This is a genomic window from Streptomyces sp. NPDC007084, assembly GCF_040703595.1.
Lineage (GTDB): Bacteria > Actinomycetota > Actinomycetes > Streptomycetales > Streptomycetaceae > Streptomyces.
Window position 1 is genome coordinate 90,231 of sequence record NZ_JBEYFY010000023.1, and the last position, 26,806, is coordinate 117,036.

Sequence of the window (26,806 nt, forward strand, 5' to 3'; positions counted from 1 at the left end):
GGCGCGGAACCGTCCCCGAATCCTGAATCTCCTTCAATTCGGCTTCAGTTGTTGACGCCTGCAACGAGCGGAGATACAACCCGGGAGAGCGCTCTCAGTCTGCCGTTGCTCCACCCCCACGCACGCCGCCTCGGCTTGAGGAGAACCCGCATGCAGCCCTGCGCCAGCGCCCCGACCCGCAGACCCTCGTCACCAACTGCCCGTACCCGTACGGCCCTTGGCCTGGTCCTCGTCCTGATCGTCGCCTGCTTCGCCGCCCTGACCTCGTCACCCGCGCACGCCGCCGACCAACTGCTCTCCCAGGGGCGCCCGGCCACCGCCTCATCGACGGAGAACGGCACCTTCCCCGCGAGCGCCGCCGTCGACGGCAACACCGGCACCCGCTGGTCCTCGGCCTTCGCCGACCCCCAGTGGCTCCGCGTCGACCTCGGCTCGGTCCAGCAGCTCACCCGCGTCACTCTGAACTGGGAAGCCGCCTACGCCAAGGCCTTCCAGATCCAGACCTCCACCGACGGCGACAACTGGACCACCGTCTACTCCACGACCACCGCCACCGGCGGCACCCAGAACCTCACCGTCACCGGCAGCGGCAGATACGTACGCCTCTACGGGACGACCCGGGCCACGCCCTACGGCTACTCGCTGTGGGAGTTCCAGGTCTTCGGACCCGGCGGCGGAACCACCCCGCCCGACAGCTTCTGGGGCAGCACCAGCGACATCCCCGCCGCCAACAACGCGGTGGAGGTGAAGATCCTGAACCGCACCAACGGCAAGTACCCCGACAGCCAGGTGTACTGGAGCTTCAACGGCCAGGTCCACTCCATCGCCGAGCAGCCCTACCTCGACGTGCCGGCCAACTCCGCGGGCCGCATGTACTTCTACCTCGGCTCGCCCAACAGCGCGTACTACGACTTCATCGAGTTCACCGTCGGCAACAACGTCTTCAACGGCAACACCACCCGCGTCGACGCCTTCGGCCTGAAGCTGGCGATGCGCCTGCACACCAAGGACGGGTACGACGTCGAGGTCGGCGAGAACCGGCAGACGTTCGCCGAGGACCGCGCTGCGACGTTCCAGCGCTTCACCGACGCCGTTCCCACCCCGTTCAAGGTGCTGGCCCAGACCCAGGCCCCGTACCGGATCATCGCCCCCGGCAGCGACCCGAGCTTCCGCGCGGGCGGTGCCAACGCCAACTACTTCACCTCCTACGCCCAGTCCGTCGGCGTCAACGCCGCCACCTCCGACATCTTCGGCTGCGCGGCCGCCCTGGCCGGCAACCCCGACATGTGCGCCGCGCTCAACCGTCACGTGGCCACCCTGCCGTCGTCCCAGCAGGGCGACCCGGCGCAGTTCTACAAGGCCGCGCCCGCCAATTACTACGCCAAGTTCTGGCACGACAACGCCATCAACTCCCTGGCCTACGGATTCCCCTACGACGACGTGGCCGGCCAGTCCTCCTTCATCTCCCACGGCAACCCGCAGTGGCTGCTGGTCGCCGTCGGCTGGTAGGACCCCGTCGCTCCTCCGCCCCGGCGTGGCTCGCCACGCCGGGGCGGGCCCCTCACTGCCTTCCTGACGCGGAACGGGCGAGGACCCGCCGGTGTTTGGACGGGCCGCCGGAATACGCTAGGATCGATCTTGAGCGGTCCGGCCGAAATCGGCTCGGAGCGACGCGCGTTGGTGGTCCAAGGAAAGACGTCCCGCTTCCTGCGGGGAGATGCAGGTGCAAGGCCTGCCCGGCGCTCTCACGGCCCCGCCTCCAGAACACTGGAGGCGGGGCTTGTTGTGTTCGTGCAGCCCTTTCTGACTGTGGCGGTCCAGAGCGGGGAGTAAATTAGTTCTCGCAATGAAGTATTACCGAGTGCGATAACGGCACTGGCTGCGATGAGGGAGGCGAAGGAGGCGTGGTGCACCAGGACTACGGCGACAAGCTGGTCTGGCTCTCGTCCCTGATCCAGCGCCGGTACGCGCAGATCTGCGCCGGGCACGACCTCACGCCCGCGCAAGCCACCCTGCTGTGCGCCGTGAAGGACGAGCCCCAGCGCATGGGCGGCCTCGCCGCCTCGCTCGGCATCACCAAGAACGCGCTCACCCAGCTCGTCGACCGCACGGAAAGACGCGGTCTGGTTCGCCGCGACAGCCGCGAGCCGGACCGGCGGATCACCGCGCTCAGTGTCACGGCTGCCGGCAAGGAACTCGCCGAAGCCGTCTACGCCGAGGTCACCAAGCGGCTTCCGGACATCGCCGACGTTCTCGACGCGGACGACCAACGCCATCTCGAACGCATCGCCACCGCAATGGTGGAAGCCTCGGCTTCCCCTGCCCGAGACACCATGACCTCACAGCACGCGAAGGACTGACGAAGCTGATCCGGCGCGGCGTGGACGGCCCGCCCACCGTCCTCGACGCGAGGACGCACCGCGCCGTTCTCGTCGGCCACGGATGACTCGCGCCTCGTAGGTCGCGCCCACGAAGACTTCGGCGCCACGAAGACTTCGGCGCCAGGCGGAACTTTGGCGCCAGGCGGAACTTCGGCGACAGGCGGAACTTCGGCGCCATGCCTTAGGAAGGCAGTGTCTGTTCGGCCCAGATCGTCTTTCCTCTCTCCGAATAGCGGCAGCCCCACCGTTCCGCGATCTGGGCCACGATCATCAAGCCCCGGCCCCCTTCATCGAAGGTGCGCGCCCGGCGTAGTCGGGGAGCGGTGCTGCTCTCGTCGGACACTTCGCAGATGAGGTCGTTCTCGCGGATCAACCGCAGTCGAACGGGCGGGGCGCCATAGCGGACGGCGTTCGTGACCAGCTCACTGACAACAAGCTCGGTGGTGAAGGACAAGTCCTGTAGGCCCCAGGCGGCCAACTGGGCGGTGACCATCTCACGGGCACGAGAGACGATCGCGGGGTCCGCCGGGAGATCCCAGGCGACGGCCTGATCGCTGCCCAGGACCCGGGTCCGGGCCAGGAGAAGAGCGGCGTCGTCGGTCGGCGCGCCGGGCGACAAGCTGCGCACGGCCCCTTCGCACGTGGCTTCCAGAGACTGTCCGGGCTCTCTGAGCGCCTCGCTGAGGAGGGCGTAGCCGGCGTCCAGGTCGCGCTTGCCCGCCCCGATGAGTCCGTTGGTGCAGAGGGCGAGCACACTGCCCTCCTCCACATCGAACTCGGCGACTTCGAAAGGCAGGCCACCGAGCCCCAGCGGCGGGCCGGCCGGCACGTCGAGGACTTCCACCCTGCCGGCCGGGGTCGCGAGCACGGGGGGAGGGTGGCCCGCCCTGGCTATCGAGCATCGGCCCGAGACGGGGTTGTAGACGGCGTACAGGCAGGTGGCACCCACTTCACCCACATCCCCCCACGCCGAGGCCTCGTCGCCGGCGGCCGGCCGGTCCTCCCGGCCCACGTGCAGGACGAGGTCGTCGAGGTGAGTGAGCAGCTCGTCGGGTGGAAGATCCACGTCAGCGAGGCTGCGGACGGCCGTGCGCAGCCTTCCCATGGCGGCGGACGCCTGGATTCCGTGGCCCACGACATCGCCGACGACCAGCGCCACCCGGGCACCCGAGAGGGGGATGGCGTCGAACCAGTCGCCGCCGATGCCGACGCGGGACTCCGTGGGCAGATAGCGGGTGGCCACCTCGACCGCCGCCTGGCGGGGTGTTCTGCGGGGCAGGAGGCTGCGTTGCAGAGCCAGTGCGACAGCACGCTCCCGGGTGTAGCGGCGGGCGTTGTCGAGGCACAGGGCCGCTCGCGCCGCCAGTTCCTCCGCCAGAACCATGTCGCTGTTGTCGAAGGGGGCCGCGGAGCGGTGTCGGGCAAGTATCGCCAACCCCAGAGTGACGCCGCGTGCTTGGAGCGGAACGAGCAGCAGGGAGTGGGTTCCGGCGGCCTTCATGCCACCGGCCTGCTGGGGTGACTGCTCGGCCCACCGCCGCAAGGCGGGTGCGTCCAGATGTCGCGGCGTGCCGCGTCCGGGAGCAAGGGCCCGTTCGAGAATCGAGCCCGTGTAGGTGTAGGGGGCGTTGAGCCGAATCACCGCCTCGGGGCAGCCCGCGAGAACGGACCGCAGTGCCGCACGGCGGAGTACCGCCTCCCCTCGGTACACCGAGTCGTTGGTGTCCTCGCCCTGGAGAATGCCGTCCACGAGGTCGACCGCGGCGAAGTCCGCGAAGTGCTCCGTGCACAGGACCGCGAGTTCGTCGGCGGTCTGCCGTAGATCGAGGGTCGTTCCGATCCGAAGGCCCGCTTCCTTCAGCAGGTCGAGTCGCTTCCGGGCCTCGTACTGCTCGGTGCTGTCCATGGCGGTCATCGACAGCGCGTGAACGCGTCCCGTGGCGTCCTTCACCGGGTAGAGCGTGAGAAGCCAGGCATGCGCGTGGCTCTCTCCCGGGACTTGGAGAAACATTTCACGCGAAGCGGCCTCTCCCGACCGAAGAACCTCGTCGGCCGCCTCCACGACGCCCATCGTGGGCTCGAACGGCAGGCCGGGCCGGCGCTCCCTCATGGAAACACCGCGAAGGTCGCCCTCGGTCCGCCTGAGCGCCTCTTCCATGGCCGCGTTCACCGCCATGGCCCGGGTCTCACGGTCGAAGAGCGCCATCGGCAGCGGAATCTGTTCCAACGCCCACTGCTTGAGCGTCGTCACCTCAGGTCGGTCAGCCGTCGTGCCGTCCGTGCCCGCCCCTTCGTTCGCATCGACCGGTTCGGTGGCCACCAGGCACCACTGGACCACGCCCGCGTCACCCCTCACGGGGAAGGCCTGAACCGCCAGCTCGATACGGTGTCCGTCCCGACGCCGAACCGAGATCCGCCGGCTCCAGGGCTCCCCCGTGCTCCACCTTTCCTGGACAGATGTCGCAGCCGCTGCGGAGAGCGCCTCGACGACTGCTCGGCCCACGACCTCCTGCGCGGTGTAACCGAGCAGACGGCAGGCGCTGTCGCTCCATGCCGTGACGACGCCCCGGCCGTTCACGACCGCGACGCCGGGGGGACCGGGGTCGGCCGGCCCTGCCTCGGCAGGGGCGCGCTCGTCCATCTCCGTGCCTCCGTCCGTTGCCTCGGTCACCCGATATCACGACATGTGTTTGTTATCGTGCATTCAGTGTGCTACCGGCGTGGTGCCCTCACAACCGCCGTGAGCCTCGGGAAATGACGCGAGAGCCCTGGTGGCGGACGTGCGGCACAGGTTCATTTGCGGTTTACGGCCTGGCTCTCCGCCAGGACGACAGCGCTGGTGCGATTGGTATTGGCGTCCTCCAGGCAACCGCGCAGGCGCATGACGTCGTGGGGCGGCAGGGCGGGCCGTACAACGCCGGTGTAGATGCCGTCGTTCATCCGATTCAGCGTGGCATCGTCGTTCTGGGCGGCAGTGGACCGGCGGCAGGTCTCCCACAGGTCCTCCGCCGCGAGCCGCACGGATCGCGAGCTTTGATCATTGCGGGTCTCGACGCGGAACACCATGGTGGTGCTTGCCGCGTTCGGCGCCTGCTCGGGCCGCGTCTGGGTGGCGTCCGCCAGCGCCGACCACAACAGCGGCACCAGAAGAAGACCCCCCACCGCCGCCGCTACGGCAAGTGCCTTGCGCCCGGCGCGGTTTGGCGGCACGGCCGGGCGGGTCCCCACGAGCGTGGTCGAGGTGATGGGCGGCGCGGTGAGAGCCCCCAGGCGTTGGGCCAAGCGGTTCTCCGCGCCGGGACGAGCGGTGGCCCCGGCCACCTTCTGGATGACCATGGCGATGCCGGAGAGCGTCGCACCGGCGACCATGAGCACGGGGATGAAGACGAAGGTGCGTTGCGTTCCGCTCAGTTCCGCGGAATCGACGGAACTGAGCCAGTTGAAACGGTTGGGCGCGGGGGCCCGCGTCTGCTCGATCCGTTGCCGTACTTCCTCGACGCGAGCGTCGGACCGCACCATCCGGTCCTCCAGCCGGGAAAGGCGGGACAGGACCAGGTTGGCGACGAGGAAGACCTCGACGATGATGAGGAGCGCCGCGGACATCAGGGCCCGCTGCCATTCCCAGCGGGTCAGATAAAGAACGGTGTAATAGCCGGCGTACACGGCGGACAGGCCGCCGAAGGTGTAGCCGACCAGTCGCATGGCCTTCATGCCGCCGACTCCTCACGTGCCGTGGTGGATTCCGCCGCCGCGGAGATGTCGGCGGGCACCGTCACCGCACCCGTGCCTCCGTCGACCGCGAGCAGTGTTCCGACGGGAAATCGTTCGACCGCTGCGGGTACGCCGACCGCGGTGGGAACTCGGTATTCACGGGCCAGCACGGCGAGATGGGACAGTGCGCTGCCGGTCTCCGCGACCAGACCGGCGAGGTCGGGCAGCAGCGGAGCCAGGGAGGGCGACAGGGAGCGGACCACCAGCACCGGCTGGGCAGGGCGTTCGCCCCGGCCGTCCCATGCCGTGCCGGTCCCGAAGCCCCCGCCCGCGCCTTGTCCGTCGCCTGATCCTCGTTGTCCGGGCAGGAGTTGGGCCACAGGCCGGCCATCGGCCAGCCGGAAAGCCGCGGGCAGGGGACCGGCGGCCGGCCTGGGCAGCCGTTCGGCGAAGCCGGCGGGGAGCGCCCCGCCCCGCGCGATCTCGACCAGTTCCTCCCACCGCAGCAGTACCAGGCGGGACAGCCCGAGCCCGCACTCACCGGCGTCGAAGCGGTGTGCCAGTTCCCGTACCATCTGGGCCTGCATCTCCTGGACCCAGCGGATGCGCAGCCGCAGGCCTTCACGGGGCGGCAACGCGCCCACTCCTCGCGGCACGGTGCGCCGCCCGACGACGTCCGGCAGCTCCTTGCGGGCGCCGAGTGTGGGAGGCAGCAGGGCCAGGAGGACGGGGTGGCGTTCCAGGAGCTGACCGTCGCTCAGGCCCCGCGAGCGGCCTTCCGCCAGTTCGGCGAGTGCTTCTCCCGCCGCGGTGGCCCCGGCGCCCGCACCGAGGAGTGCGCCCGCCAGCGACTCCTGGGCGTGCAAGGAGGAGAGCACCTCACGGCCCCAGGCGATGGCGTCCAGCAACTGTCCGCTGAGCAGTTCCCGGGGTGGCGCGAAGTCGGCCAACTGCCGGTCCACGTCGGCCATCAGGTCGATCGCGAGCAGCGGGAGCGCCGCGCGCAGCCGGCCGACCCGCCAGGCCGCGGAGGCGCGACGGGCTCCCGGAGCCGGATTGATGAAGTTCAGGACCGGATGCGCGGACGGTATGGCGCCCAGCAGACGCAGATCGGCGGCGGCCTGTCCCCGCACGGTGGACACCAGCGGCAGCTTGCGCAGCTGACGCCTCGGTGCCGCCCGGGTGATGTCGAGGGCGACGGTCAGTCCGTGGGACATCGGGGCGACCCAGAGGTCCTCCTCCAGCGGCTGGAGAACCTGGGGGAGTGTCTCGGCGACCGGTCCAGGCCCCAGCAGACGCGCACGGCGGGGCGGCCGGGCGGCCATGGCGGTGATGGGCCTGGCCTGGAACAGCCACAGGTGTCCTTCGGAGTCGAAGCCGAACTCCGTGTCCTGCGGCCCGCCGAAGGCCTTCTCCGTCTTCTTGGCAAGCTCCACCAGTTGAACCCGCTGCCGGTGCGACAGCAGATGGTCGCCCCAGGATTCGGCCGGTTCCGAGTGCACCAGCCGGGCCAGGCGCGTCAGTTGGTAACGGACACCCTGCGTGCTGCCGTCGACCAGCCGGTCCGGCCCGCCGCGCACCGCACTGACCAGGATTCGGTCGCGGCGCCCCTCGACGGGGTCGGCACCGAACATCACGCCGCCCGTGGCGGCTTCGAGCATCGGCTGCACCAGTACGGCCATCCCGTCGTACGGCATGTCGTCCTCGCGCGGATGCAACGGGCGTACGCGCAGGGCGGAGTCGAGCACGGCCCGCACCGCCGTGGTGAAGTCCTCCCAGCCCCGCACGTTCAGCACCGACTCGAAACGCCCTGCCATGGAGGAGGCCTCGGTGTCCTCGTGCGCGGAGGAGGACCGCACGACCAAAGGACGCTCTCGTCCTTCCGGGCCGGCCAGCGCACGCCAGGCGGAGCGTACGGCGTGCGTCCCGGCGGCAGCTTCGCCCGCCCGTTCGACGGGCACGAGCACGAAGCCGGGCAGCACCGGCAGTTGGGCCACGGCGGCGCGGGCCAGATTGGCGGCCTTCGCACCGGTGACAAACGGGTCCTTGGCAAGTTCGGAGTCCAGCGGCACAACCGCCAGTTCCCCGTCATCGAAACTCATAGCCACTACTCCTTCGAAGAGTTGAGAACGCGCGGTGAATCCAGTTCAAGGGACCGGAGGGCTCGGCTGGATGCCACTACGGGCGACGGCACCGGCACGCGGCCCCGTCGACGGCGCTTGAGGACCCACACGGCGGCGACAATCACCACCGCCACGGCGGCGAGGACGGCCGCGCCGATCAGGCCGACCGAGTGCAGGAACCTGTCAGCGGCAGCGCCGGCGTAGTAGCCGAGGAGCACGTTGCCGACACCCCAGGACAGTGACGCGATGGCGCTGTAGAGGAAGAAGCGCCGGTACGGCATGCCGAACGCCCCGGCGGCGAAGGGGACGAAGGACCGTACGAAGCCGATGAACCGGCCCGTGACGACCGCCGCCCCGCCATGGTGTGCGAGGAAGGTCCGCGCCCGGTCGATGCTCCGGTGGAACCGGGTCGGGGTCGCCGGTCGGGCGTGCGCGTGCCGCCCCCACCGATGCCCCAGCGCGTAGCCGAGGTTGTCACCGGTGATGCCCCCGGCCACCACGGCCACCGCGACGATCAGGACGTTGAGATCACCTTGGCTCGCGACCGCGGAAGCGAGGAGGACGAACGTCTCACCGGGGAGCAGCAGACCGGCGAAGGCGCTGGTTTCGCCGGCCGTCATGAGGAACAGCAGGAGGTACGACCACCACCCCGCCGTCTCGATCAGAGCGTCGACGTTCATGGCGTCACCCCGCCTGCCGCAGCGGCACGGAATGGGGGGAGTGCTCGGGCGTTTTCTCCGGGCTACGGCGTCGGAGCGACACCAGGCTGCCCGCCGACGCCGCGTCACGCGAGGCCGCCCGGGCGTCGGGCGGTTCCTCTGCCCGACTCTTGAGGCGCCCTGTGGCGTACCACGCCAGAAGAGGTATGACCGTGGCGGGAAGTGCCGTCGGCCAGGGTCCGCCAGCGGTCGGTATCGCGGCCGCCATCGCGGCCACGGCGATCAGCACCACGGCCGTCCTCAGCCACACCTGGGTGGCGGAGGCGACCACCGCCAGCGCCATGAGCAGGTACCAGCCCGCGGGAACACCGGCCGGCGTCAGATGGCCAAGGAAGAGCGACTCGTCGCGTACCGACCAGCCGCGCACCGCGACAAGGACGCCGACATCGGTCGCACAGGACAACAGCGTCGCGACGGCGAGCCGTGTGTAGAGTCTCTGGTCCCGCCTGGCCAGCCAGAAGAGGCTCACGATCGCCGTCGGCAACGCGGCGACGGCACCGATCGCGTTCAGATCCCGCCCCAACGCCGGTGCCCGGTCCGCGAGATCGGCCCGGTATGGCAGAGCGAGGAGGAAGACGTACCCGAGCGTCGTCGCCGCCACCGCTGCCACCGCGGGTCGGCGACTCCGGCCGGCGGTCCGCGCCCGTAGCGCGGTCCGGTCCGGAGCCGCCGCATACCGCGTGCCACGGATGCGGTGGCCGCAGGTAGCCGAGCTCACCGGAACTCGCCGGCCTCGGGGGAGGCCGGACGGTTCAGGCGCCGCGCCCTGGCCGCTTGCCAGAGCGGCATCACGAATATGGTCCGTTGCTTCGCCGGACTCGCCGACGAGGACGCGCCATCCTGCTCGGATACGGAGTAGGCCATGGCGGCCTCCTGATCAATGAGGGGCGCGTCCTAGGAGAGATGCGCCGGCTATTCCTGCGTCATTGATCAGGCAAACGGACCTAGGTCTCCACTTATTTCGGCGCTCTATGTGATGCGCGTCACACATCTGCGGGTGGGTGTGCCGGGCGGCGGGGTATCGGCGCGGCCTCCAGGCTCCACCGCCCTCCGTCGGCGCCGATGCCTCAGCGGTCGCTCTGGTCCTTGCCGCCCGCCGACTTCAACCCCTTCGACTTCGCCCGCTCATGCCTGGCCCGCTCGGCCTGCAAGGGGGTCGGCGCGGCGGGCAGAGGGCCCGTGTGTTCCGGGCGGCAGGCGTCGAGGAGGAGGGCGACCAGGCGTCGCCAGGCGTGCGGGGCGGCGCAGCGAGTCATCTGCGTCACGGCGTCGTTGGCGACGAGGAACAGAAAGACGTCCTCCGCGACGAGGTCGTCCCGGACGGCGCCGGCCTCCTGGGCGCGGTGGAGCAGCCTGGCCATGGCGCGGGCATGGCGTTCACGCGATCCCGCCGCCGGGGCGGAGTCGGGCAGCTTCAGCAGGAGCAGCTCGCTCAGGCCCCGGTCGGCCGCCATGGCGGCACAGAGCTGCTCGAGATAGGTGCTGAACCCGACCCACGGGTCCTCGCAATGTGACGCCTCTTCGGTGATGGTCGCGACCTTCGCGAGCTGCTTCTCGAAGACTGCTTCGATCAGGGCCTCACGGGTGGGAAAGCGCCGGTACAGCGTCCCGGCGCCGACGCGGGCACTCTCCGCGATCTCGTCCAGGGGCGCGTCCAGCCCCCGCTCCTCGAAGATCTGCCGCGCGGCCTCCAGAATCCGCTGCCTGTTCCGCAGTGCGTCGGCGCGGAGACCGCCCCGGCCCGCTGGTGTGCTCTCCGTTGCTGCCATACGCCCACCATACCAATCGGAGACAATTCTCCTGTTAACGTGAGGCGGCCGGCGAGCAGCCCTGTGGCGGGTGGGCGGCCAGCCGAGGTCCGGGCCGAGTTCTCCCTGGTCGTCCTCGCGCTGCTTCGGGTGAGCGCGTACCGGAACGTGCTCGACGTCGACATCGGTTCCGCTCCAGGTGATCGGCCAGGATTGCGCGACGGGAGAGTGGAGAGCATGCTCCGCTTGTCGGTTGCGAGTGGCTGTCCGCCGCTCCCGAGCTGATCCGGCTCGGCCACACCCGCGCGCGAGCCCGGCTCGACGGCCGGGCTGTCACGTCCGCGGCTGCCTGAGGCGCCCAGACGCCGGCCGGGATGCGGGTGGCGCGGGTGGCTGTGGTCCGGGGCCGACGTCCCCACCTGGACGGGTGGCCCGGAAAAGGTCCGGACACGGCGTAGCCGCGCCTTTGCGCGCTCCGGCGAAATACCTTGAACACAATGCGCGGAAACGGAAAATCGCCGCTGTGCCGCGACACAAGGGAAAGGTCCGGCCGTATGTGCCATAGCCCAGCGGGCTGCGGTCCACCTGTTCAATAGGGGTGTGTCCGACCGGAGTTCGCGGTTGTGTCGCAGTCTAACCACGGCGTCCGATCCTTCACCTTCCGCACGATGACGCCCCACCCGCCGACTGGAATCTTAAGAGATACCGAAAACCGGATCCTCGGCCAGGGCAATGGGTTCCTCGGCCTCGCAGAGAATTGAACGCTGCGTTTTTCCAATTGGCTATCGAACCGGTGCGGTGGGCCTGATCCGAAGTACCGCGCTGTGGCTTTGGAAGCCGACCGTGGACGCGGAGAAGGTGCGAGAGCCGCTCACCCCCGCGCCGGCGGACATCGAGGAGGGTAGTCATGCTGATCGACTTTCGCCCGTCGGGGCGGCTGCGAGGCAAGAACCCCGTCGACTTCGACTCGGCGGTCGGCCCGGTGCTGAACGCGCTGGCCGCCGGCCGGCGGGACGTCAGCAGGATGCGGGTCGCCTGCGACTGGGTGCAGTACCGGGAGAACTTCCGGGACATAGTCGACGTACGACCTGTGCTGCCACGTCCCGACTCCGCCGAGAGCCAGGCGGGGCAGGCCGCCGGCGCCCCCGGCTATGACGTGGAACTCGCGGTGGATGTGCGGCGCAGCGGCACGGTCGCCCTCGGTGACCTCACGGCCGCCCGGCTCGCGGGGGATGACCTCGACGGGCGGGTGTACCTGGAGGACTGGGGGCTCGCCGGTCAGAGCTGCATCTGGGACTTCAACGCCCTCTACTGGTCCGCGCTCGAACTGTGGGAGAAGGCATCCGGCCGCGGCTACGAGCAGGCGCTGCCGGGGGGCGAGAGCGACGCGCGCAACCGCGGAGCGGCCCGTGAGCTGATCAGTGGGCTGTTCACCGTCTGGGACCGTCTGGCCGCGGCAGGGGCACTGCCCGAGGAGCTGTACGTGGCCGAACTCGGCGTCGGCAACGGCAGCCAGGCCAAGATATTCCTCGACGAGTTCCGCGACCTGGATCAGACCGGCGAACGAGGCTACTACCGGCGGCTGCACTACCTGATGTGCGACTACTCGCAGTATGTCCTCGACCTGGCGAGGGAGACGGTGGTCGCCCACGCCGGCCATGTCAGCTCGGTCGCGCTCGACGCGACTCGGCCGTCACACTCGCTCGGGTTCCTGCGCGGTAAGACGTTCCTGCTCTACATCTCCAACGTGTACGACAACCTGCCCACCGACGAGGTGGCCCAGCTCGGCGGCCGCCCCTACTCCGTGCAGACGAGGGCCTATTTCCCGCCCGGTGCCGCGACCGAGCTGGCCGCGTCGGTGTCTGCCGAGCCGGAGGAGCTGCCGGGCCTGGTCCGCCGGTTGCTCCGGCTCGGGCCGGCCCTGCTGGCCGATTCGGCGCCCGAGCACATCGGCGACACCGACACCGCCGTGCGGTTCTGGCAGGAAGCCTGGTCGGCGCTGCGACTGGAGGAACGCTACGTGCCGCTGGCCGGCCTCGACCTGTACTCCCTCGCCCCCGGCGTCAGCGGGGAGGAGCTGCGGCCACTCCTCGAATCCGGTGCCGACGTCCGGATGCATGTCAGCAGCGGCGCCGTGGCAAGCTTCGTCGACAGCCTGCCGTTGCTGCACCCGTTCGGCCGGCTGGTCTGCCACGACCTGTTCGTGACCAAGGTGCAGGACTACCGGGTCGGATTCCGCGGGCCGGGCAAGTACGACGGCTCGGTCGTGAACTGGGTGAACGGGCCGCTGCTCGCGCACGCGGGCCGCCGCAGGGGATTCGACGTGCGGTTCGAGCCATTCAGGCACCGGAGCGGCGGAAACATCATGACGATGACCACTCAGCCGGGTGACTGACGTGGCCCACGGATCCCTGATGACGCGAGTGCCCGTGCTGCCCACGACCGTGGTCGGTTCCTATCCGGTCCCGGAGTGGATGGAACGGCTGAAGACCGACTACTTCCGCGGCCGGATGAGCCGCGCGCAACTGCTCGACGTGCACGAGATGGCCATCAAGGCCGCCCTGCACGACCAGCGGCAGGCCGGCATCGACATCGTCTCGGACGGCGAACTGCGCCGGGACAACGACATCGACTACTTTCTCGCCCGGATCCCCGGTGTCGAAATCAAGGACACGGCCAAGGACTTCTACTTCGACTACTACGAGGCGAGCCTGAGCGAACCCCTGCCGGAAGCGGAGGGGACGCCGCTGCAACTGGCGGACGACTACGCGTTCACCGCCGCCCACACCGCGGCTCCGGTCAAGTTCTCCTTTACGGGACCGTTCTCGCTGGCCCACCGGGTGACCGAGGACGTCTACCGCAGCCGCGGCGACCTGGTCCTGGCCATCGCGCGGGTACTCAACAGGGAGGCCCGAGCGCTGGCCGCGCGGGGCGCGGAACTCCTCCAGATCGACGAGCCGTTCCTGGCCGGCTACCCCGAAGCCGTGGACCTCGCCGTCGAGGCCATCAACATCGTCACCGCCGAGGTTCCGGTGACCTGGGCGCTGCACGTCTGTTACGGGAACCGTTACGCGCGCCCCCTGTGGCAGGGGCACTACGACTTCCTGTTCCCCGCGGTCCTGGAGGCCAGGGTGGACCAACTGGTGCTCGAATTCGCCCGCAAGGGCTACCAGGACCTCCCGGTGCTGCGGAAGTCCGGCTGGGACCGGGACATCGGCCTCGGTGTCATCGACGTCAAGAGCGGCGAGATCGAGACACCGGACCTGGTCGCGGACCGCATCCGCCGGGCCCTCGACCTGGTCCCCGCGAGCCGGCTGATCATCAACCCCGACTGCGGTCTGCGCAACCTGCCCGGGTCCGTGGCCCGAGCAAAGCTCTCCGCCATGAGCGAGGGCGCGGCGCTCGTCCGCGGCGAACTCAGCCTCCCCACCGAGACAGACCTTTCCGCTGACGCCGAATCAGATGCCAAGGAGAACAGCCATGCCGTCCACCGGTGATTTCCTGTTCACATCCGAGTCCGTGACCGAAGGGCACCCGGACAAGATCGCCGACGCGATCTCGGACGCCGTACTCGACGCCGCACTCACCAACGACCCGCACTCCCGGGTGGCCTGCGAAACGCTGATCACCACCGGCATGGTGGTGATCGCGGGGGAGATCACCACCCCGCGGAACCTGGACTACACCCAGATCGTCCGGGACACCGTCAACAAGATCGGCTACGACGACGGCCAGTACGGGTTCGACGGGCACAACTGCGCGGTCCTGGTGGCACTCGACAAGCAGTCACCCGATATCGCCCAGGGTGTCGACGAGGCCTACGAACAGCGAGCAGGAGGCGGCTCGGGCGACGCGTACGACGCGGCGGGAGCCGGCGACCAGGGAATGATGTTCGGCTACGCCACCGACGAGACGCCCGAGCTGATGCCGGCGCCCATCGCGCTGGCGCACCGGCTGTCGCGCCGGCTGGCCACCGTCCGCAAGGACGGGACGCTGCCCTACCTGAGGCCCGACGGCAAGACCCAGGTGACCGTCCGCTACGTGGACGGGATACCGACCGCGGTGGAGAACGTACTGATCTCCACCCAGCACGCCGAAGACGCCACGGCCGAGCAAATCCGAGCGGACCTGTGGCAGCACGTCGTGACCGCGGAACTGCCCGTCGGCTTCTACGACGAGGAGCGGCTGCGAAAGGACCTGCTGGTCAACCCGACGGGACGGTTCGTGATCGGCGGACCCGTCGGAGACGCTGGACTGACCGGCCGCAAGATCATCGTCGACACCTACGGCGGCTTCGCCCGGCACGGCGGCGGGGCCTTCTCCGGCAAGGACCCCTCCAAGGTCGACCGGTCGGCCGCCTACGCGGCCCGCTATGTCGCCAAGAACGTGGTGGCCGCGGGGCTGGCGACCCGGGCGGAGATCCAGGTGGCCTACGCGATCGGCGTGGCCCGTCCGGTATCGGTGCTGATCGAGACGTTCGGCACCGAGCGGGTGGACCCCAAGCTCATCGAGGCCCTGGTGACCGAGCACTTCGACCTGCGCCCCGCCGCCTTCCGCGACTACCTCGGCCTGCACCGGCCGATCTACTCGCCGACCTCGGCCTACGGGCACTTCGGCCGCACCGACGTCGACCTGCCGTGGGAACGGACCGACAGGGCGGACGCGCTGCGCACCGCCGCCGGCCTGACCGGGGCGGAGACGGTAGCCGCCCCGGTCGGAGCCTGACCAGCCCGGTCGGAGCCTGACCAGGAAGACAAAGGCGGTGGCCGACAGGGCGGCCACCGTGGGGGAACCGGACGAAACCCCTTGCGGGACAGCAGTGTTCGGCCTGCACCGCCCCGGTCACGGCGGGTCAGGACCGCTCCCGTGATCTGCGAGGAGCAGCCGAATCCGCGCGGACGGTGGTTGGGCGCCATCCGTAAGACCATCAACTTTGAGAGAGGCCGCATGTCTGCCGGAACCACGCTAGTCACCGGGTCCATCGCCACAGACCATCTGATGCGATTCCCCGGGAAGTTCGCCGACAGCCTGATCGGTACCCACCTGGACCGGGTGTCGCTGAGCTTCCTCGTCGACGACCTCGTCACCCGCCGCGGCGGTGTGGCTGCCAACATCGCCTTCGGTATGGGCGTGCTCGGACTCAGGCCCGTGATCGTCGGCGCGGTCGGTACCGACTTCGCCGACTATCGCGTCTGGCTGGAGGAGCATGGCGTCGACTGCACGGCGCTGTACGAATCCGCGACGGCGGCCACAGCCCGGTTCACGTGCACAACCGACAGCGATCAGTGCCAGATCGCCTCGTTCTACCCCGGAGCCATGAGCGAGGCGAGCACGATCAAGCTGGCGCCGGTCGCGGCCTCGGGCGACGTCGAGCTGGTACTGATCGGGGCCAACGACCCGGCAGCCATGCTCGCCCACACCACCGAGGCGAGAGAACTCGGTATCCCCTTCGCCGCGGACCCCTCTCAGCAACTGCCTCGCCTCGGTCGCGACGACTGCCGCGCCCTGGTCGACGGCGCTGCCTACCTGTTCACCAACGAGTACGAGTGGGAGCTGCTGGCCAAGGCCACCGGCTGGAGCGATCAGGAGATCACCCGGCGGGTCGGGCTTCGCGTCACCACGCTGGGCGGTGACGGCTGCTTGATCGCCTCCAGCGACGGCACGGAGACCAAAGTCGCCGCCGTGCCTTCGGCGGAGATCGTCGACCCCACCGGCGTGGGCGACGGATTCCGGGCCGGGTTCCTCGCCGGGATCAGCCACGGGCTGGCCGCGCGGCGCGCCGCGCAACTGGGGGCACTGATAGCCACGCTGGTACTGGAAACCTCCGGCCCGCAGGAGTGGTCACTCGTCCCGCAGACGGCGCTGGCCCGTCTGACGGAAGCCTACGGCGAAGCCGCGGCCACCGAGATCCGGCCACTGCTCGGCCGCTGACCACGACGGCACCTGCCGGCCCGGTCCGGCGGACTCCGCGGGTACCGGGCGGCAGGGCGTCGCCGGGTGGCCCTCTGCGGCACCGTTGCAGGCCGCTTTCTCGCAGACCCCGCAACACGGCAATCAGGAGCACAATCATGACCGCATCCACGGCCACGGCTTCGCGTCCGCCGTCACCCTCGCGATCGCAGCACACCAGCGCGTCCCCGGTCCCCGACGTGGTCGGCAGGCTGCTGGTCCGCTGCCCGGACGGCCCCGGCATCGTCAGCGCCGTCAGCGGGTTGCTGGCGGAGTTCGGCGCCAACATCATCTCGCTGGACCAGTACTCCTCCGGCCCGCAGGGCGGGGAGCTCTACCAACGGACGGAGTTCCAGCTCGCGGACCTCCCCGCGGTCCGTGAACGCCTCGAAGCCGAGATCCAGTCCCGCATCGGCCGGGTCTACGGCGCCGAGTGGTCGCTGTCGGGCGAGGCGCAGCGCAAGCGCGTGGCCATCATGGTGTCCAAGACGGATCACTGTCTGCTGGACCTGCTGTGGCGGCACCGGCGCGGCGAGCTGCCGGCCGACGTGGCCATGGTGATCTCGAACCACCCCGACCTCGCCGAGGAGGTCCGCCAGTTCGGCGTCCCCTACTTCCACGTGCCGGTGAGGAACGGCGACAAGCAGTCGACCGAACGCGAGCACCTGCGGCTGCTGACAGGGAACGTCGACTTCGTCGTCCTCGCCCGGTACATGCAGATCATCTCGGGGGAATTCCTTCACGATGTCGGCGTGCCGGTCATCAACATCCACCACTCCTTCCTGCCGGCCTTCATCGGTGCCGGCCCCTACCAGAAGGCCAAGGACCGGGGCGTCAAACTGATCGGTGCCACCGCGCACTACGTCACCGAGGACTTGGACGAGGGGCCGATCATCGAGCAGGACGTCGTACGCGTCAGCCACGCGGACAGCACCCGGGACCTGATGCGCCGCGGGGCCGACGTGGAGCGACAGGTGCTCGCCCGGGCGGTCACGTGGCACGCCGAGGACCGGGTCATCCGCAGCGGCAACTCGACGATCGTTTTCACGTGATGACGGCCCGCGTCATCGACGGCACTCAGCTGGCGAAGGAGAGCCGGGATCGCACCACGGAGCGGGTGACGGCGTTTCGGTCCGCCCACGGGCGGACACCGGGCCTGGCCACGGTCCTGGTCGGCGATGACCCGGCCGGCGGGGTGTACGTGCGCCGCAAGCGCAAGGCCGCCGCCGAGGCGGGGTTGGCCGACTTCCATCACCACCTGCCCGGCGATGTCACCGAGGCCCACGTCGCCGGTCTGCTGGACGAACTCGCCGACGACAGCCGGGTGTCGGGAATCCTGCTGCAGTTGCCCCTGCCCGCCGGACTGGACCGGCACGCGCTGGTGGACCGCATTCCGGTCGGGAAGGATGTCGACGGTCTCACCACCGCGAACCAGGGCCTGCTGGCCCGCGGCCTGCCCGGGCTGCGACCATGCACTCCCGCCGGTGTGATCACCATGCTCGACTCGGCCGGCGTCTCGCTCGACGGTGCCGAAGCGGTGGTCGTCGGGCGCTCGGAGCTTGTCGGCCACCCCGCAGCGGAACTCCTGCTGCGGCGGGGCGCCACGGTGACCATCGCCCACTCCCGCACCCGCGACTTGGCGGGGGTGACACGACGGGCCGACGTCCTCATCGCTGCCGCCGGCGTCCCCGGCCTGATCGGGCCAGGCCACGTCAAGCCCGGCGCCGCCGTGATCGACGTCGGTATCCACCGCACCGAACAAGGGCTTACCGGTGACGTCGCCTTCGCGGAAGTGTCCCAGGTCGCCGGATGGATCACCCCCGTCCCCGGCGGAGTGGGCCCCATGACCATCGCGACTCTGCTGGCCAACACCATCGCCGCCGCGGAGGACACCGTCGCCTCCACCACGAACTGAGGTACTGATCATGCCCCTACCCATCGCCGAACTGCTCGGGGACTTCTCCCTGGAGATCACCGGCAAGGACATCCCCGCTCTGCAAGAGGCGCAGCCGTTCCTCCCGGCGGGAACCCGGGTGAACATCACGTTCCTCGGCAACGAGGACCTCCGGATGCGCACCGCGGCCGCCGCGGCGGTAAGGCGGGCCGGCCTGGTACCGGTCCCGCATCTGTCCGCCCGCCGCCTGGCCTCCGAAAGCGCGCTGACCGAGTTCCTCCAGGCACTGCGACGCGACGGCGTCGGCGACCAGGTCTTCGTTGTCGCCGGTGACCCCGTCCAGCCGGAAGGCCCTTACGAGGACGCGCTCGCCCTCATCACCGCCGCGCCGCTGTCCGCGCACGGTGTACGGGCGGTCAGCATCAGCGGATACCCCGAAGGACACCCCGAGATCGGCACGGGCGCCCTGTGGACGGCCCTGGTCGACAAGGCACAGACGCTCGCGGCGCAAGGAAAGGAAGGGGACATCATCACCCAGCTCGCCTTCGACGTGGATCCGGTCGTCAGGTGGATCGAGAAGGTCCGCGAACGGGGTGTCGACCTGCCGATCCGCGTCGGAGTTCCCGGCCCGGCGGGCGTCAAGCGGTTGCTCGGCTACGCCCGCCGCCTCGGAGTCGGCACCAGCGCCGGCATCGCCAAGAAATACGGGCTCTCACTGACCAACATGATGTCGACCGCCGGCCCTGACAGATTCATCACCGACCTGGCCGCCCGGCTGGACCCGGCCGCCCACGGAACGATCCGACTGCACTTCTACACCTTCGGCGGCCTGCGGACGACCGCCCAGTGGATCCACGAGTTCACTGTCCGCCAGACAACGGCGAGCAGCGGAGCGATACAACCGTAGACCGGCAGCCGAAGAGGCCCTGGGCGACCGAAACCGCCGGCTGAATGCGTCGAGGGCGCCCTCGACGCAAGGGAGTTCAGTACGCGGCGAGAGCCAGTCGCGCTGCCTCGAAGTTCTCCTCGCGGAAAACCTGGCCCATCATCTCCAGAACCGCCGGACTGCTCAGGTCCATCAGCCCGAAGTTCCCGTCGATCCACATGAAATCGTGCTTCACCCGCGCCGTCAGCCAGGTGTCGTCCTCCTGGCGTTCGAGCCAGAAGTCTTCCCAGCCGTGCTGTGTGTTGTAGGGCGCGCCCCGGTCGGTCGACTTGAAGTGTTCCGCGGTCAGGTAGACCCGGGCATGCGCGCGGTCCCCGTCCACCGTGATGTGCCAATTGGTGTAGACATGACGACGCTGCACCTGGCCCAGAATGTCCTTGGCCCATTTCACCCAGAGGTCGACATCGACGACTACCTCGTCCAGCCCGGTCGCCCGCCTGAAGTCGGCGAGGACGGTTTCGGTGAAGCAGGAACGGAAGGTCGCCCAGTCGTCGGTGTCCAGCGCGTGGCCGGCGCGCAGGATGGACTTCTCGACCTGCTTCTCATCCCACAGCGCGTTGATCTTTTCATCAAGGGTCATGCGGCTCTCTCCTGTTCTGTCTCCGAGTCTTCTCCGCGCGCCCTCCCCGGCCGGCCTCACGGCTCGGCCGGGGAGGGCAGGGGGTGTCTCATGAACCCGGCACGGTTCGCGATTCCCCTACGCGCCGGCCGCCCGGTCGGCCTCGGGGGACTGCCTTTTGCGAATCACGCGCATTCGGCTCTTCGGCGGAACACGACCGGCCGTCAGACGTCGATCTGAAGCTGGGGTGACGCGGACCGTACCGGTGTTGTCGGGTAGCCGAGTTCCTCCCGGACGATGTTCGCTCCCTGGGCCAGACTGGCGGCCTTGTAATTGGTGATCAGCCTGTTTGCGCCCTGGTGGCCGAAGCCGCAGTTCGAGGAGAGCACCACATTCCGGGGGTCGACCGACTCCAGAATGGTACGGATGTCCGCCGCGACCTCCTGAGCGGATTCGACCTGCAGCGTGCGGTGGTCGATGAGGCCGAGAGCGACCTTCTTCGGCAGGTTGTCCCGGTACTTCTCCAGCAGCTTCAGCGTCTGCTGGCCGTTGTTCTTCCACTCGACCGTCCAGACATCGCCGTGCAGACGGTCCAGGTAGAGCTCCAGCGAGTTCTCGTACGAGACCGCGTCCTGGATCCGCTGCATCGCCGGGTTGCCCCAACAGGTGTGGATCCAGATCTCCACGTCATCGAGACCGGCGACCTCGTGGTTGAACGCCTCGACCAGGAAGTCCAGGAAATCCTTGTCGTTGGCGGTTGCCGCGACCATGTGGATCAGGGGCTCCTCGATCTGGATCGCCTTGCAGCCGGCCTCGGCGAGCTTGCGCAGCTCGGCGTTCTGCACCGTGGCGATGTCCCAGATGAGTTGGCGCTTGTCCTTGGCGTAGCGCTCCGTGCGCAGCGGCGCCGCCATGGCGATGCTCTGCGCGGAGGCCGTACCGAACTTGACGGGGCGTACGCTGCGCGCCTGCGCGATGCGCCAGATCTTGTCGTACTCCAGGGGGACGCCGTCCGTGATGGCGTCCACCACGGTCGGATAGACCACGCCGCTCATGACCTCGTGCAAGATCGTGCCCGGCGGGTGGGCGGGGGAGGTCATCCAGGACCTCTGCGGGTGCTCACTGGACACCCCGCCGAGGCGCTCCAGCGGGTAGATCGTCCAGGAGCCGCCACCGAGGGTGTCATCCTGGTGGTAGTCGCCGTTCGTGAGAATGTCCAGGCCGGCCATTTCCTGGTCGCTGATTATGGTGGTGACACCGTCGACGAACTGCTCGCGGAATCGAACGTCGCTCAGCTTGCCGGAGAACAGCTCCCCCGATAGGTTTTCGCTCATCCACCGAGGGCGCGGCCAGGAGCCGGTCACCGTGGTGGGAAGAATAGCGTCACGAGTAGTGGTGTACATCCATTTAACCTCTTCGTTGAGAAAATGGGATTCACTCGATCGAGAAGCTCTGGGTCGCCTGCCGAAGACCCGTCTCGTCGTGGATCTTGCTGCTTTGTCAGGCGGTGGCCGACCTCCGTTTCCCGTGCGTTACGAGGGGCACGGTTTGTGTTTGCCGGAGATGGCGATCAGGTTTCTGACATGCCACTCTGACAGCGCCGCAGAGATGTGTCATGGGTCGGAAAACCAACAGTGGTCGCATTTCGCTGTGCTCTGACACAGCACTCGTGGCGCAATGATCGCCGGCCGGTCAGGCGGGACACGTTTCGCCCGGGACAGGGTACGAAAATTCCCACACGTATTTCTCCGCACCACGAGAGGCGGTGTTTTTTCCCGGCCCGGCCCCGCGTATCAGCCGGCCATGATCTCTCGGGTGGTTGCCAGGATGTCGGTGGTCGGAGTGATGACGATGCCACTGGCCATCTCCCGGAGCCTGGCCGCCATCCGCACGGCCAGATCGACGCCCACCCGCGGCGCGCTGTCCCCGGCTCGCTCCAGAGCGTCGAGGACGTCGCGCGGGATGATCACGTCGGGAACTTCATGGGCCAGGTACTCGGCTTCCTCGAAACTGGTGAGCGGGCGCAGTGAGGCCAGCACCGGGACCTGTCCGTCGATCGCCTCCAGCAGCCGTTCCAGAGCGGTCAGTTCGTATACCGGTCGGGTGACGAGGAAAGTAGCTCCGGCGGCGATCTTGTTGAGAGCGTGACTGACCTCCCGGTCGAGGGCCCGGCTGCCGGGGTTGATCCGGGCTCCTATCTCGAAGTCGGTCTTGGCTCCGAGCGGAAGACTGTAGTAGTCGGCGCCGCGGTTAAGGCTGGCGAGGAGCCTGATCAAGCCGATGGAATCGACATCCCAGACTCCGTCCACATGCGGGTAGTCGCCGAGCAGCGGCGGGTTTCCGGCCTCACAGATGATGCGCCGCAGACCGAGAGCGTGCTGTCCCAGGAGGTCGGCCTGTAGCGCCATGATGGTGCGATCCCAGGTGGTGACACCGGCGATCGTCTCTATGCCGGCACTGTGGCGAAGCTGCGCGGCGACGTCCATCGCGCTGAGCTGGGCGCGGCTGGTCCGGGCAGGCGCTATCGAAACCAGCTGGACGCCCGCCTCGGTCAACTCCCGTGCCAGGTCCAGGGTTTCGCCGGCACTCCCGTAGACCGGAGTGGTCAGCTCGGTGACGACGATGCCCGGACCGGCCTGGGAAAGCTCGGCCAGCGAGGGCAGCCCCGTCCCCGTCGCGGCCGGAGCTGCTTCGGCGCCCTGCCGGGTCGTCGTACGGGCCGGCGCTGTTTCGGCGCGGGCGCTGGGGACCCGGCGGGACGCGAGCCGCCGGCGGTGGCCGCCGACTGTCGCGACGGCGGCGGCCAGTTGCGTGGGCGTGGTTCCGCAGCAGCCGCCGACGATGGTCGCGCCGGCCTCGAGAAGTTGTCGGACGTACCGCGCGAAGTACTCGGAGTTGACGTCGTACTCGAACCTGGCCGGGGCCACCCGCCGGGGGACGCCCGCGTTGGGCTGGACACTCAGCGGCAGGTCACTGATGGCCCGCAGCTCCCGCAGCACGCCGAGGGAACGCTGCGGCCCCAGTGTGCAGTTGATGCCGAGGGTGGCGATCCGCGCGCTCGCTGCCGCGGCGGCGACCTCCCGCGGAGTGTGCCCGCTGAGCGTGCGGCCATCCGCACCGAAGGTCGCCTGCGCCATCACGGGCAACTCGGTCACCTGGGTGGCGATTTCGATCGCTTCGATGAACTCTTCGAGGTAGCCGAAAGTCTCCAGCAGAATGATGTCGGCCTCGGCCAGGGCTTCGATCTGCTCGCGGAGCGCGGCGGTTCGTGCCTGACGACTGGTCTGGGGACGCTGCTGGATCGTGACCGTCGGCGACACCGACCCGGCGACCAGTACCGCCTTCGCTTCCCCCGCCACCTTCATCTGCGCGGCTGCCTGCCGGGCGATGCGGACACCGGCCTGGTTGATCTCGGCCACCTGATCGCCGTACCCGTGCTCGGAGAGCCTGAGGCGACTGGCCCCGAAGGTGTTGGTCTGGATGATGTCGACCCCGGCGCTGATGTAACTCTCGTGAATGGTTCCGACCAGACCGGGATCGGAGAGGTTGAGCGCGGGCAGCGCCTGGTCGAGCGAGTTGCCGGCCGCGTGCAGCATGGTTCCCATCGCCCCATCGCAGACCAGGACCATGTCGCGCTCGATCGCCGCGCTCAGATTCATGAGGCGCCTTCCAGTCCTTCGAGGATCTCCATCGCGACCTCGGCCATCAGCCGGTCGCGGTACACGTTGAACGACAAACCGGTGAGCTCCTCGATCCGCCGGATCCGGTAGCTCACCGTGTTGGGGTGGACATGCAGGCGCTGTGAGGCCCGAGCCGGGCTGCGGTTCTCCCGGAAGTAGGCCGACAGCGTGGCCACGTAGGCGATGTTGGTGGACCGCTCCTCCTCGGCCAGGACGCCGAGCACTTCGTCGGCGAACGACCTGAGATCCCCAACGTCGGGCACCCGCAGCAGGAGCCGGTGGATGCCGAGTTCGGCGAAGACGGAGACCGTCTGGGCCTGGCCCATCCGTCGGCCTGCCGTGAGGGCTCGCCGGGCCTCGGCGTAGGAGCGGGCGATCTCCGCCGCGGACGAGCAGGGCCCCCCGATGCCGACGCCGGTGACCGACGGGTGCTGTCCCTCACTGGCCAGGCAGACCCGGGCCAGTTTCCGGGCCTGTTCGGCGGGCGGTGCACCGTTGTCGGCGAGCGGGACGATGGCCACCACCTCGTCGGTGCGGTTGGCCACGACGGCACCGGGGGCGTTCCTGGTGAGAACTCGCTCGATCGGAGAGGATGCGGGACCGGGCCGGTCCTGCGCGATCTCGAACGTCATGACGCAGTGCTCACAGCTCGGATCCAGGCCGAGATGCCGCGACCAGCGCTCCAGCTCGGGGTCACTGCGGTCGCGGCGGATCAGGAGGCCTTCGAGGAGTTCCTGTCGTGCCCGGCCGGCTGCCGCGGTCACCACCAGGTCCCGGCCGAGGACCACGCCGCACACCATCGCCGCATGCTGGATGGCGAGCAGCCGCATGTCCTCGGTGAAGTCCGGCGCGCCCGGAGCGGCGGGGGGAGGGTGGCGCGGGCTCAGGGTGAGGACGTAGCCGGCCACGTCCTCACCCACGAAGACAGGCGCGATGACGGTCATCTGGCCGGAGGTGGAGCCCGGCACGGCCAGTGGCCGCCGATTGCGGGCGGCGGCGGCCAGCACCGTCCGCAGCGTGGCCTGCCTCCCGCCGCCGCGGAGCTGGGCGATGATCTCGCCCGGCTCGGCCACCCGCGCCCAGGCAAGCACCTCGAGCGCGGGATCGACGACCGCGACAGTGCATTCGATGCCGTCCGCGAGGATCTCCACGATCGGGGCGAGTTCGGCCGTCTGCGACGCGAGCGTGGACAGATGACTGCACATCGCCACGAGATTGCGAAGCAGGGTCGTCTCGGCTGTGCCGGCGAAGCCCGGCGTGCTGGGCATCGTGCCTGCGTCCAGCGCGGGGCCGCCTGGAATGCCCGCAGTGGCCATGGCGCAGACCTCAGAACGCGCCTGTGCGGGCGATGGCGACGAACAGCGGAGCGGCGGTGAACAGGAACCCGACAGGGATCGCCGCGAATTCTCTGCGCCTGGCGTGGACGATCACAGCGCCGACCATCAGAACAGCGAGACCGTAGCCGGCGATGGGACTCAGGGCCGGCAGTACATCGACTGCCCAGGGAAGCACGATTCCGATGGCTCCGGCGACCTCGGCGAAACCGATGAACTTGATCATGGGCTCACTGAAATCCTGGGCCCATCCCATCTTTGGATCCTCCAGGATTTGCTTCTTCGATTTGCGGAGCTTCATCGCGCCCGCTCCGAGAAACATGACAGCAACAAGGACCGAGACAATCCAAGCAGCAATATTCACTATGTTCCCTCTCTATCTGCGCCCACCCTCATAGCGGCGCGCAATTCTGTAATATTTCTACGAACTCGCAGAAAATCCTCACCCGAGTATGTGATGGGGAGTAGGTTTCTTGTAGTGACCAAGATGCCGGGAGGGATTCTCCTCGCACAAGAAGGCACTTTCAGAGCACTAAGTCACCTCCAGGTGACCACGCTCGCAGAGGGGACGCGATGGTCGACAAACGTACGACTGCAGGGGATGATGCGGACTCCGAGTTCCGGGGAACAATCGCCGACATGCTCGCTCGCTTGGGCGACAAGTGGTCGCTGCTCATCGTGTGGACCCTGGGGGAGGGCCCCCTGCGTTTCAACGCGCTGCGACGCCGCGTCGCGGGTATCAGCCAGAAGATGCTCTCCTCCACGCTGAAAGCACTCGAGCGCGACGGGCTCGTCAGCAGAGTCCCGGGCATCCCGCTCCAGGTCGAGTACGCGCTCACCGAACTGGGCCACGAATTCCTGGGACCGGCGAGCGCGTTGGCGAAGTGGACGGGCGAGAACGCCCCTCGCATCATCGCGGCGCGCGCCGACTACGACTCGCGAGCGGCCGCTGAGGCCGCCGGCTGAGCCGCGCCCAGACGTGATCATTCGGGTGATGGTCGAGAAAGGCCCGGAGCAGGTGACAACACAAGCGATCGCGCAGGAGGCCGGCGTAGAGAAAGGGACGCTTTTCCGCCGGCTCGGTGTTGATTGGGTGATGTCGGGTCGTTTGGCTGAGCGGCGGCTGCCGAGCTTGCGTTCGCTGAGCGCGGGGACGCCTTCGAGGCCCTCCAGCGTTTTGTGCACACGGCAGCCGACGAACGGGTCGGTGTTCTCTGCCCGGTGGTTCAGAGCACGTACGAAACCCACGGCCCCGAGACGGCGGCCTCGCGTGCGTGGTGTGAGCGACTGATCGGAACGGTCATGGACCGCGCGAAGGCGGTCGGCGTCCTGCGCCCCGATGTCGACGCCGACACCGTCATGATCGCCACGGCCAAGCTCAGCCGGCCCCCGGTGGGAATCGAATGCGGCGTCGCCGACCGCTTCATCCACGACCATCTGCAGATTTTCCTGGATGGACTGAGAGTCCTCGCGGGATCCGACCCGTCGTCATATCGCTGACGGGTCAGAGCCGGCGAAAAGCCTGATCGTTCACGACCCACCCCCGGACTCCTTCGTCCGTGTCGGAGGACGGCGCATCCGGGGCGTGGCAAGGACAGAGGACGGCGAGGGCTAACCCGGTGACGTCGCCGGTGTGGCCGGGGAGGTGCTGGAGGCCGAACCGGGAGCGAGTTCCTTGCGCAGTACCGGCAGTACCTCGCTGCCGACGAGGTCGATCACGTTGTGGATCTTGGATTCGGGCATTCCGCCGAAGTCGAAGCCG

At 68.8% G+C, this 26,806-nt stretch carries 23 protein-coding genes; 12 read left to right on the forward strand and 11 right to left on the reverse strand.

The genetic code is table 11. From position 1 onward, the window contains the following. The first annotated feature begins 150 nt into the window (after nucleotides 1–150). Complete coding sequence (locus AB0912_RS20325; protein ID WP_366701579.1) at nucleotides 151–1,509, forward strand: beta-1,3-glucanase family protein; 1,359 nt, start codon at nucleotides 151–153, stop codon at nucleotides 1,507–1,509. Nucleotides 1,510–1,907: 398 nt separating this feature from the next. Then, nucleotides 1,908–2,360, forward strand: a complete 453-nt coding sequence (locus AB0912_RS20330; RefSeq protein WP_366701581.1) for a MarR family transcriptional regulator — start codon at nucleotides 1,908–1,910, stop codon at nucleotides 2,358–2,360. Between the two features lie 202 nt (nucleotides 2,361–2,562). Here AB0912_RS20330 and AB0912_RS20335 read toward each other — a convergent pair whose 3' ends face one another. From AB0912_RS20335 to AB0912_RS20360, 6 genes are all read right to left on the reverse strand, one after another. Continuing rightward, nucleotides 2,563–5,052: a SpoIIE family protein phosphatase gene (locus AB0912_RS20335; protein WP_366701583.1), complete on the reverse strand. Its 2,490-nt coding sequence runs from the start codon at nucleotides 5,050–5,052 to the stop codon at nucleotides 2,563–2,565. A gap of 122 nt (nucleotides 5,053–5,174) precedes the next feature. Then, complete coding sequence (locus AB0912_RS20340; RefSeq protein ID WP_366701585.1) at nucleotides 5,175–6,092, reverse strand: hypothetical protein; 918 nt, start codon at nucleotides 6,090–6,092, stop codon at nucleotides 5,175–5,177. After that, nucleotides 6,089–8,194, reverse strand: coding sequence for a PEP/pyruvate-binding domain-containing protein (locus AB0912_RS20345; RefSeq protein WP_366701587.1), 2,106 nt, complete (start codon nucleotides 8,192–8,194; stop codon nucleotides 6,089–6,091). The genes AB0912_RS20340 and AB0912_RS20345 overlap by 4 nt, the downstream gene beginning before the upstream one ends. A 5-nt stretch (nucleotides 8,195–8,199) precedes the next feature. Next, nucleotides 8,200–8,895: a DedA family protein gene (locus AB0912_RS20350; RefSeq protein WP_366701589.1), complete on the reverse strand. Its 696-nt coding sequence runs from the start codon at nucleotides 8,893–8,895 to the stop codon at nucleotides 8,200–8,202. 4 nt (nucleotides 8,896–8,899) lie between these two features. Beyond that, nucleotides 8,900–9,535 carry a hypothetical protein gene (locus AB0912_RS20355; RefSeq protein ID WP_366701591.1) on the reverse strand — a complete coding sequence of 212 codons (636 nt, stop codon included), beginning with the start codon at nucleotides 9,533–9,535 and terminating at the stop codon, nucleotides 8,900–8,902. Between the two features lie 466 nt (nucleotides 9,536–10,001). Continuing rightward, nucleotides 10,002–10,703 (reverse strand): helix-turn-helix domain-containing protein, encoded by a 702-nt coding sequence (locus AB0912_RS20360; protein WP_366701593.1) that lies wholly within the window; start codon nucleotides 10,701–10,703, stop codon nucleotides 10,002–10,004. 886 nt (nucleotides 10,704–11,589) lie between these two features. Here AB0912_RS20360 and AB0912_RS20365 point away from each other — a divergent pair. The 7 genes from AB0912_RS20365 (at nucleotide 11,590) to AB0912_RS20395 (ending at nucleotide 19,432) form a co-directional block, all read left to right on the forward strand. Then, complete coding sequence (locus AB0912_RS20365; protein ID WP_366701595.1) at nucleotides 11,590–13,077, forward strand: hypothetical protein; 1,488 nt, start codon at nucleotides 11,590–11,592, stop codon at nucleotides 13,075–13,077. A 19-nt stretch (nucleotides 13,078–13,096) separates the two neighbouring features. Next, complete coding sequence (locus AB0912_RS20370; RefSeq protein WP_366701597.1) at nucleotides 13,097–14,179, forward strand: hypothetical protein; 1,083 nt, start codon at nucleotides 13,097–13,099, stop codon at nucleotides 14,177–14,179. Next, nucleotides 14,163–15,407 (forward strand): methionine adenosyltransferase, encoded by a 1,245-nt coding sequence (metK, locus tag AB0912_RS20375; protein ID WP_366701599.1) that lies wholly within the window; start codon nucleotides 14,163–14,165, stop codon nucleotides 15,405–15,407. The genes AB0912_RS20370 and metK overlap by 17 nt, the downstream gene beginning before the upstream one ends. A gap of 141 nt (nucleotides 15,408–15,548) precedes the next feature. Beyond that, nucleotides 15,549–16,613, forward strand: coding sequence for a carbohydrate kinase family protein (locus tag AB0912_RS20380; RefSeq protein ID WP_366701601.1), 1,065 nt, complete (start codon nucleotides 15,549–15,551; stop codon nucleotides 16,611–16,613). Between the two features lie 137 nt (nucleotides 16,614–16,750). Continuing rightward, a complete protein-coding gene (gene purU / locus AB0912_RS20385; RefSeq protein WP_366701603.1) occupies nucleotides 16,751–17,683 on the forward strand; it encodes a formyltetrahydrofolate deformylase in 933 nt (310 codons plus the stop codon). Next, nucleotides 17,683–18,546, forward strand: coding sequence for a bifunctional methylenetetrahydrofolate dehydrogenase/methenyltetrahydrofolate cyclohydrolase FolD (gene folD, locus AB0912_RS20390; RefSeq protein ID WP_366701635.1), 864 nt, complete (start codon nucleotides 17,683–17,685; stop codon nucleotides 18,544–18,546). Before purU ends, folD begins: the two co-directional genes overlap by 1 nt. Nucleotides 18,547–18,556: 10 nt before the next feature. Further along, nucleotides 18,557–19,432 carry a methylenetetrahydrofolate reductase gene (locus AB0912_RS20395; RefSeq protein ID WP_366701605.1) on the forward strand — a complete coding sequence of 292 codons (876 nt, stop codon included), beginning with the start codon at nucleotides 18,557–18,559 and terminating at the stop codon, nucleotides 19,430–19,432. A gap of 76 nt (nucleotides 19,433–19,508) precedes the next feature. Here AB0912_RS20395 and AB0912_RS20400 read toward each other — a convergent pair whose 3' ends face one another. From AB0912_RS20400 to AB0912_RS20420, 5 genes are all read right to left on the reverse strand, one after another. Beyond that, entirely contained in the window at nucleotides 19,509–20,051 is a 543-nt protein-coding gene (locus AB0912_RS20400; RefSeq protein ID WP_366701607.1) for a nuclear transport factor 2 family protein, read from the reverse strand. Nucleotides 20,052–20,254: 203 nt separating this feature from the next. Beyond that, nucleotides 20,255–21,433 (reverse strand): cobalamin-independent methionine synthase II family protein, encoded by a 1,179-nt coding sequence (locus tag AB0912_RS20405; protein ID WP_366701609.1) that lies wholly within the window; start codon nucleotides 21,431–21,433, stop codon nucleotides 20,255–20,257. Between the two features lie 390 nt (nucleotides 21,434–21,823). Beyond that, on the reverse strand, nucleotides 21,824–23,689 hold the full coding sequence (locus tag AB0912_RS20410) for a bifunctional homocysteine S-methyltransferase/methylenetetrahydrofolate reductase (protein WP_366701611.1): 1,866 nt from the start codon (nucleotides 23,687–23,689) through the stop codon (nucleotides 21,824–21,826). Continuing rightward, entirely contained in the window at nucleotides 23,686–24,978 is a 1,293-nt protein-coding gene (locus AB0912_RS20415) for a helix-turn-helix domain-containing protein (protein WP_366701613.1), read from the reverse strand. The genes AB0912_RS20410 and AB0912_RS20415 overlap by 4 nt, the downstream gene beginning before the upstream one ends. 58 nt (nucleotides 24,979–25,036) lie before the next feature. Next, nucleotides 25,037–25,408, reverse strand: a complete 372-nt coding sequence (locus AB0912_RS20420) for a DoxX family protein (protein WP_366701615.1) — start codon at nucleotides 25,406–25,408, stop codon at nucleotides 25,037–25,039. Nucleotides 25,409–25,683: 275 nt separating this feature from the next. On the opposite strand from AB0912_RS20420, the gene AB0912_RS20425 reads away from it, so the two are divergent. Genes AB0912_RS20425 through AB0912_RS20435 form a run of 3 tightly spaced genes read left to right on the forward strand, consistent with a single transcriptional unit; the run spans nucleotide 25,684 to nucleotide 26,544 of the window. Next, a complete protein-coding gene (locus tag AB0912_RS20425) occupies nucleotides 25,684–26,010 on the forward strand; it encodes a helix-turn-helix domain-containing protein (RefSeq protein WP_366701617.1) in 327 nt (108 codons plus the stop codon). A 28-nt stretch (nucleotides 26,011–26,038) separates the two neighbouring features. Then, entirely contained in the window at nucleotides 26,039–26,335 is a 297-nt protein-coding gene (locus AB0912_RS20430) for a helix-turn-helix domain-containing protein (RefSeq protein WP_366701619.1), read from the forward strand. Then, nucleotides 26,224–26,544: a hypothetical protein gene (locus AB0912_RS20435; RefSeq protein WP_366701621.1), complete on the forward strand. Its 321-nt coding sequence runs from the start codon at nucleotides 26,224–26,226 to the stop codon at nucleotides 26,542–26,544. The genes AB0912_RS20430 and AB0912_RS20435 overlap by 112 nt, the downstream gene beginning before the upstream one ends. Nucleotides 26,545–26,806: the final 262 nt, after the last annotated feature.

Coding starts and splice junctions, on each gene's coding strand:
- AB0912_RS20425 (WP_366701617.1), top strand. CDS start 25,684: ATGCTCGCTCGCTTGGGCGACAAGTGGTCGCTGCTCATCGTGTGGACC.
- AB0912_RS20415 (WP_366701613.1), bottom strand. CDS start 24,978: ATGCCCAGCACGCCGGGCTTCGCCGGCACAGCCGAGACGACCCTGCTT.
- AB0912_RS20340 (WP_366701585.1), bottom strand. CDS start 6,092: ATGAAGGCCATGCGACTGGTCGGCTACACCTTCGGCGGCCTGTCCGCC.
- purU (WP_366701603.1), top strand. CDS start 16,751: ATGACCGCATCCACGGCCACGGCTTCGCGTCCGCCGTCACCCTCGCGA.
- AB0912_RS20405 (WP_366701609.1), bottom strand. CDS start 21,433: ATGTACACCACTACTCGTGACGCTATTCTTCCCACCACGGTGACCGGC.
- AB0912_RS20395 (WP_366701605.1), top strand. CDS start 18,557: ATGCCCCTACCCATCGCCGAACTGCTCGGGGACTTCTCCCTGGAGATC.
- AB0912_RS20360 (WP_366701593.1), bottom strand. CDS start 10,703: ATGGCAGCAACGGAGAGCACACCAGCGGGCCGGGGCGGTCTCCGCGCC.
- AB0912_RS20345 (WP_366701587.1), bottom strand. CDS start 8,194: ATGAGTTTCGATGACGGGGAACTGGCGGTTGTGCCGCTGGACTCCGAA.
- AB0912_RS20410 (WP_366701611.1), bottom strand. CDS start 23,689: ATGAATCTGAGCGCGGCGATCGAGCGCGACATGGTCCTGGTCTGCGAT.
- folD (WP_366701635.1), top strand. CDS start 17,683: ATGACGGCCCGCGTCATCGACGGCACTCAGCTGGCGAAGGAGAGCCGG.
- AB0912_RS20325 (WP_366701579.1), top strand. CDS start 151: ATGCAGCCCTGCGCCAGCGCCCCGACCCGCAGACCCTCGTCACCAACT.
- AB0912_RS20400 (WP_366701607.1), bottom strand. CDS start 20,051: ATGACCCTTGATGAAAAGATCAACGCGCTGTGGGATGAGAAGCAGGTC.
- AB0912_RS20430 (WP_366701619.1), top strand. CDS start 26,039: ATGGTCGAGAAAGGCCCGGAGCAGGTGACAACACAAGCGATCGCGCAG.
- metK (WP_366701599.1), top strand. CDS start 14,163: ATGCCGTCCACCGGTGATTTCCTGTTCACATCCGAGTCCGTGACCGAA.
- AB0912_RS20365 (WP_366701595.1), top strand. CDS start 11,590: ATGCTGATCGACTTTCGCCCGTCGGGGCGGCTGCGAGGCAAGAACCCC.
- AB0912_RS20370 (WP_366701597.1), top strand. CDS start 13,097: ATGACGCGAGTGCCCGTGCTGCCCACGACCGTGGTCGGTTCCTATCCG.
- AB0912_RS20350 (WP_366701589.1), bottom strand. CDS start 8,895: ATGAACGTCGACGCTCTGATCGAGACGGCGGGGTGGTGGTCGTACCTC.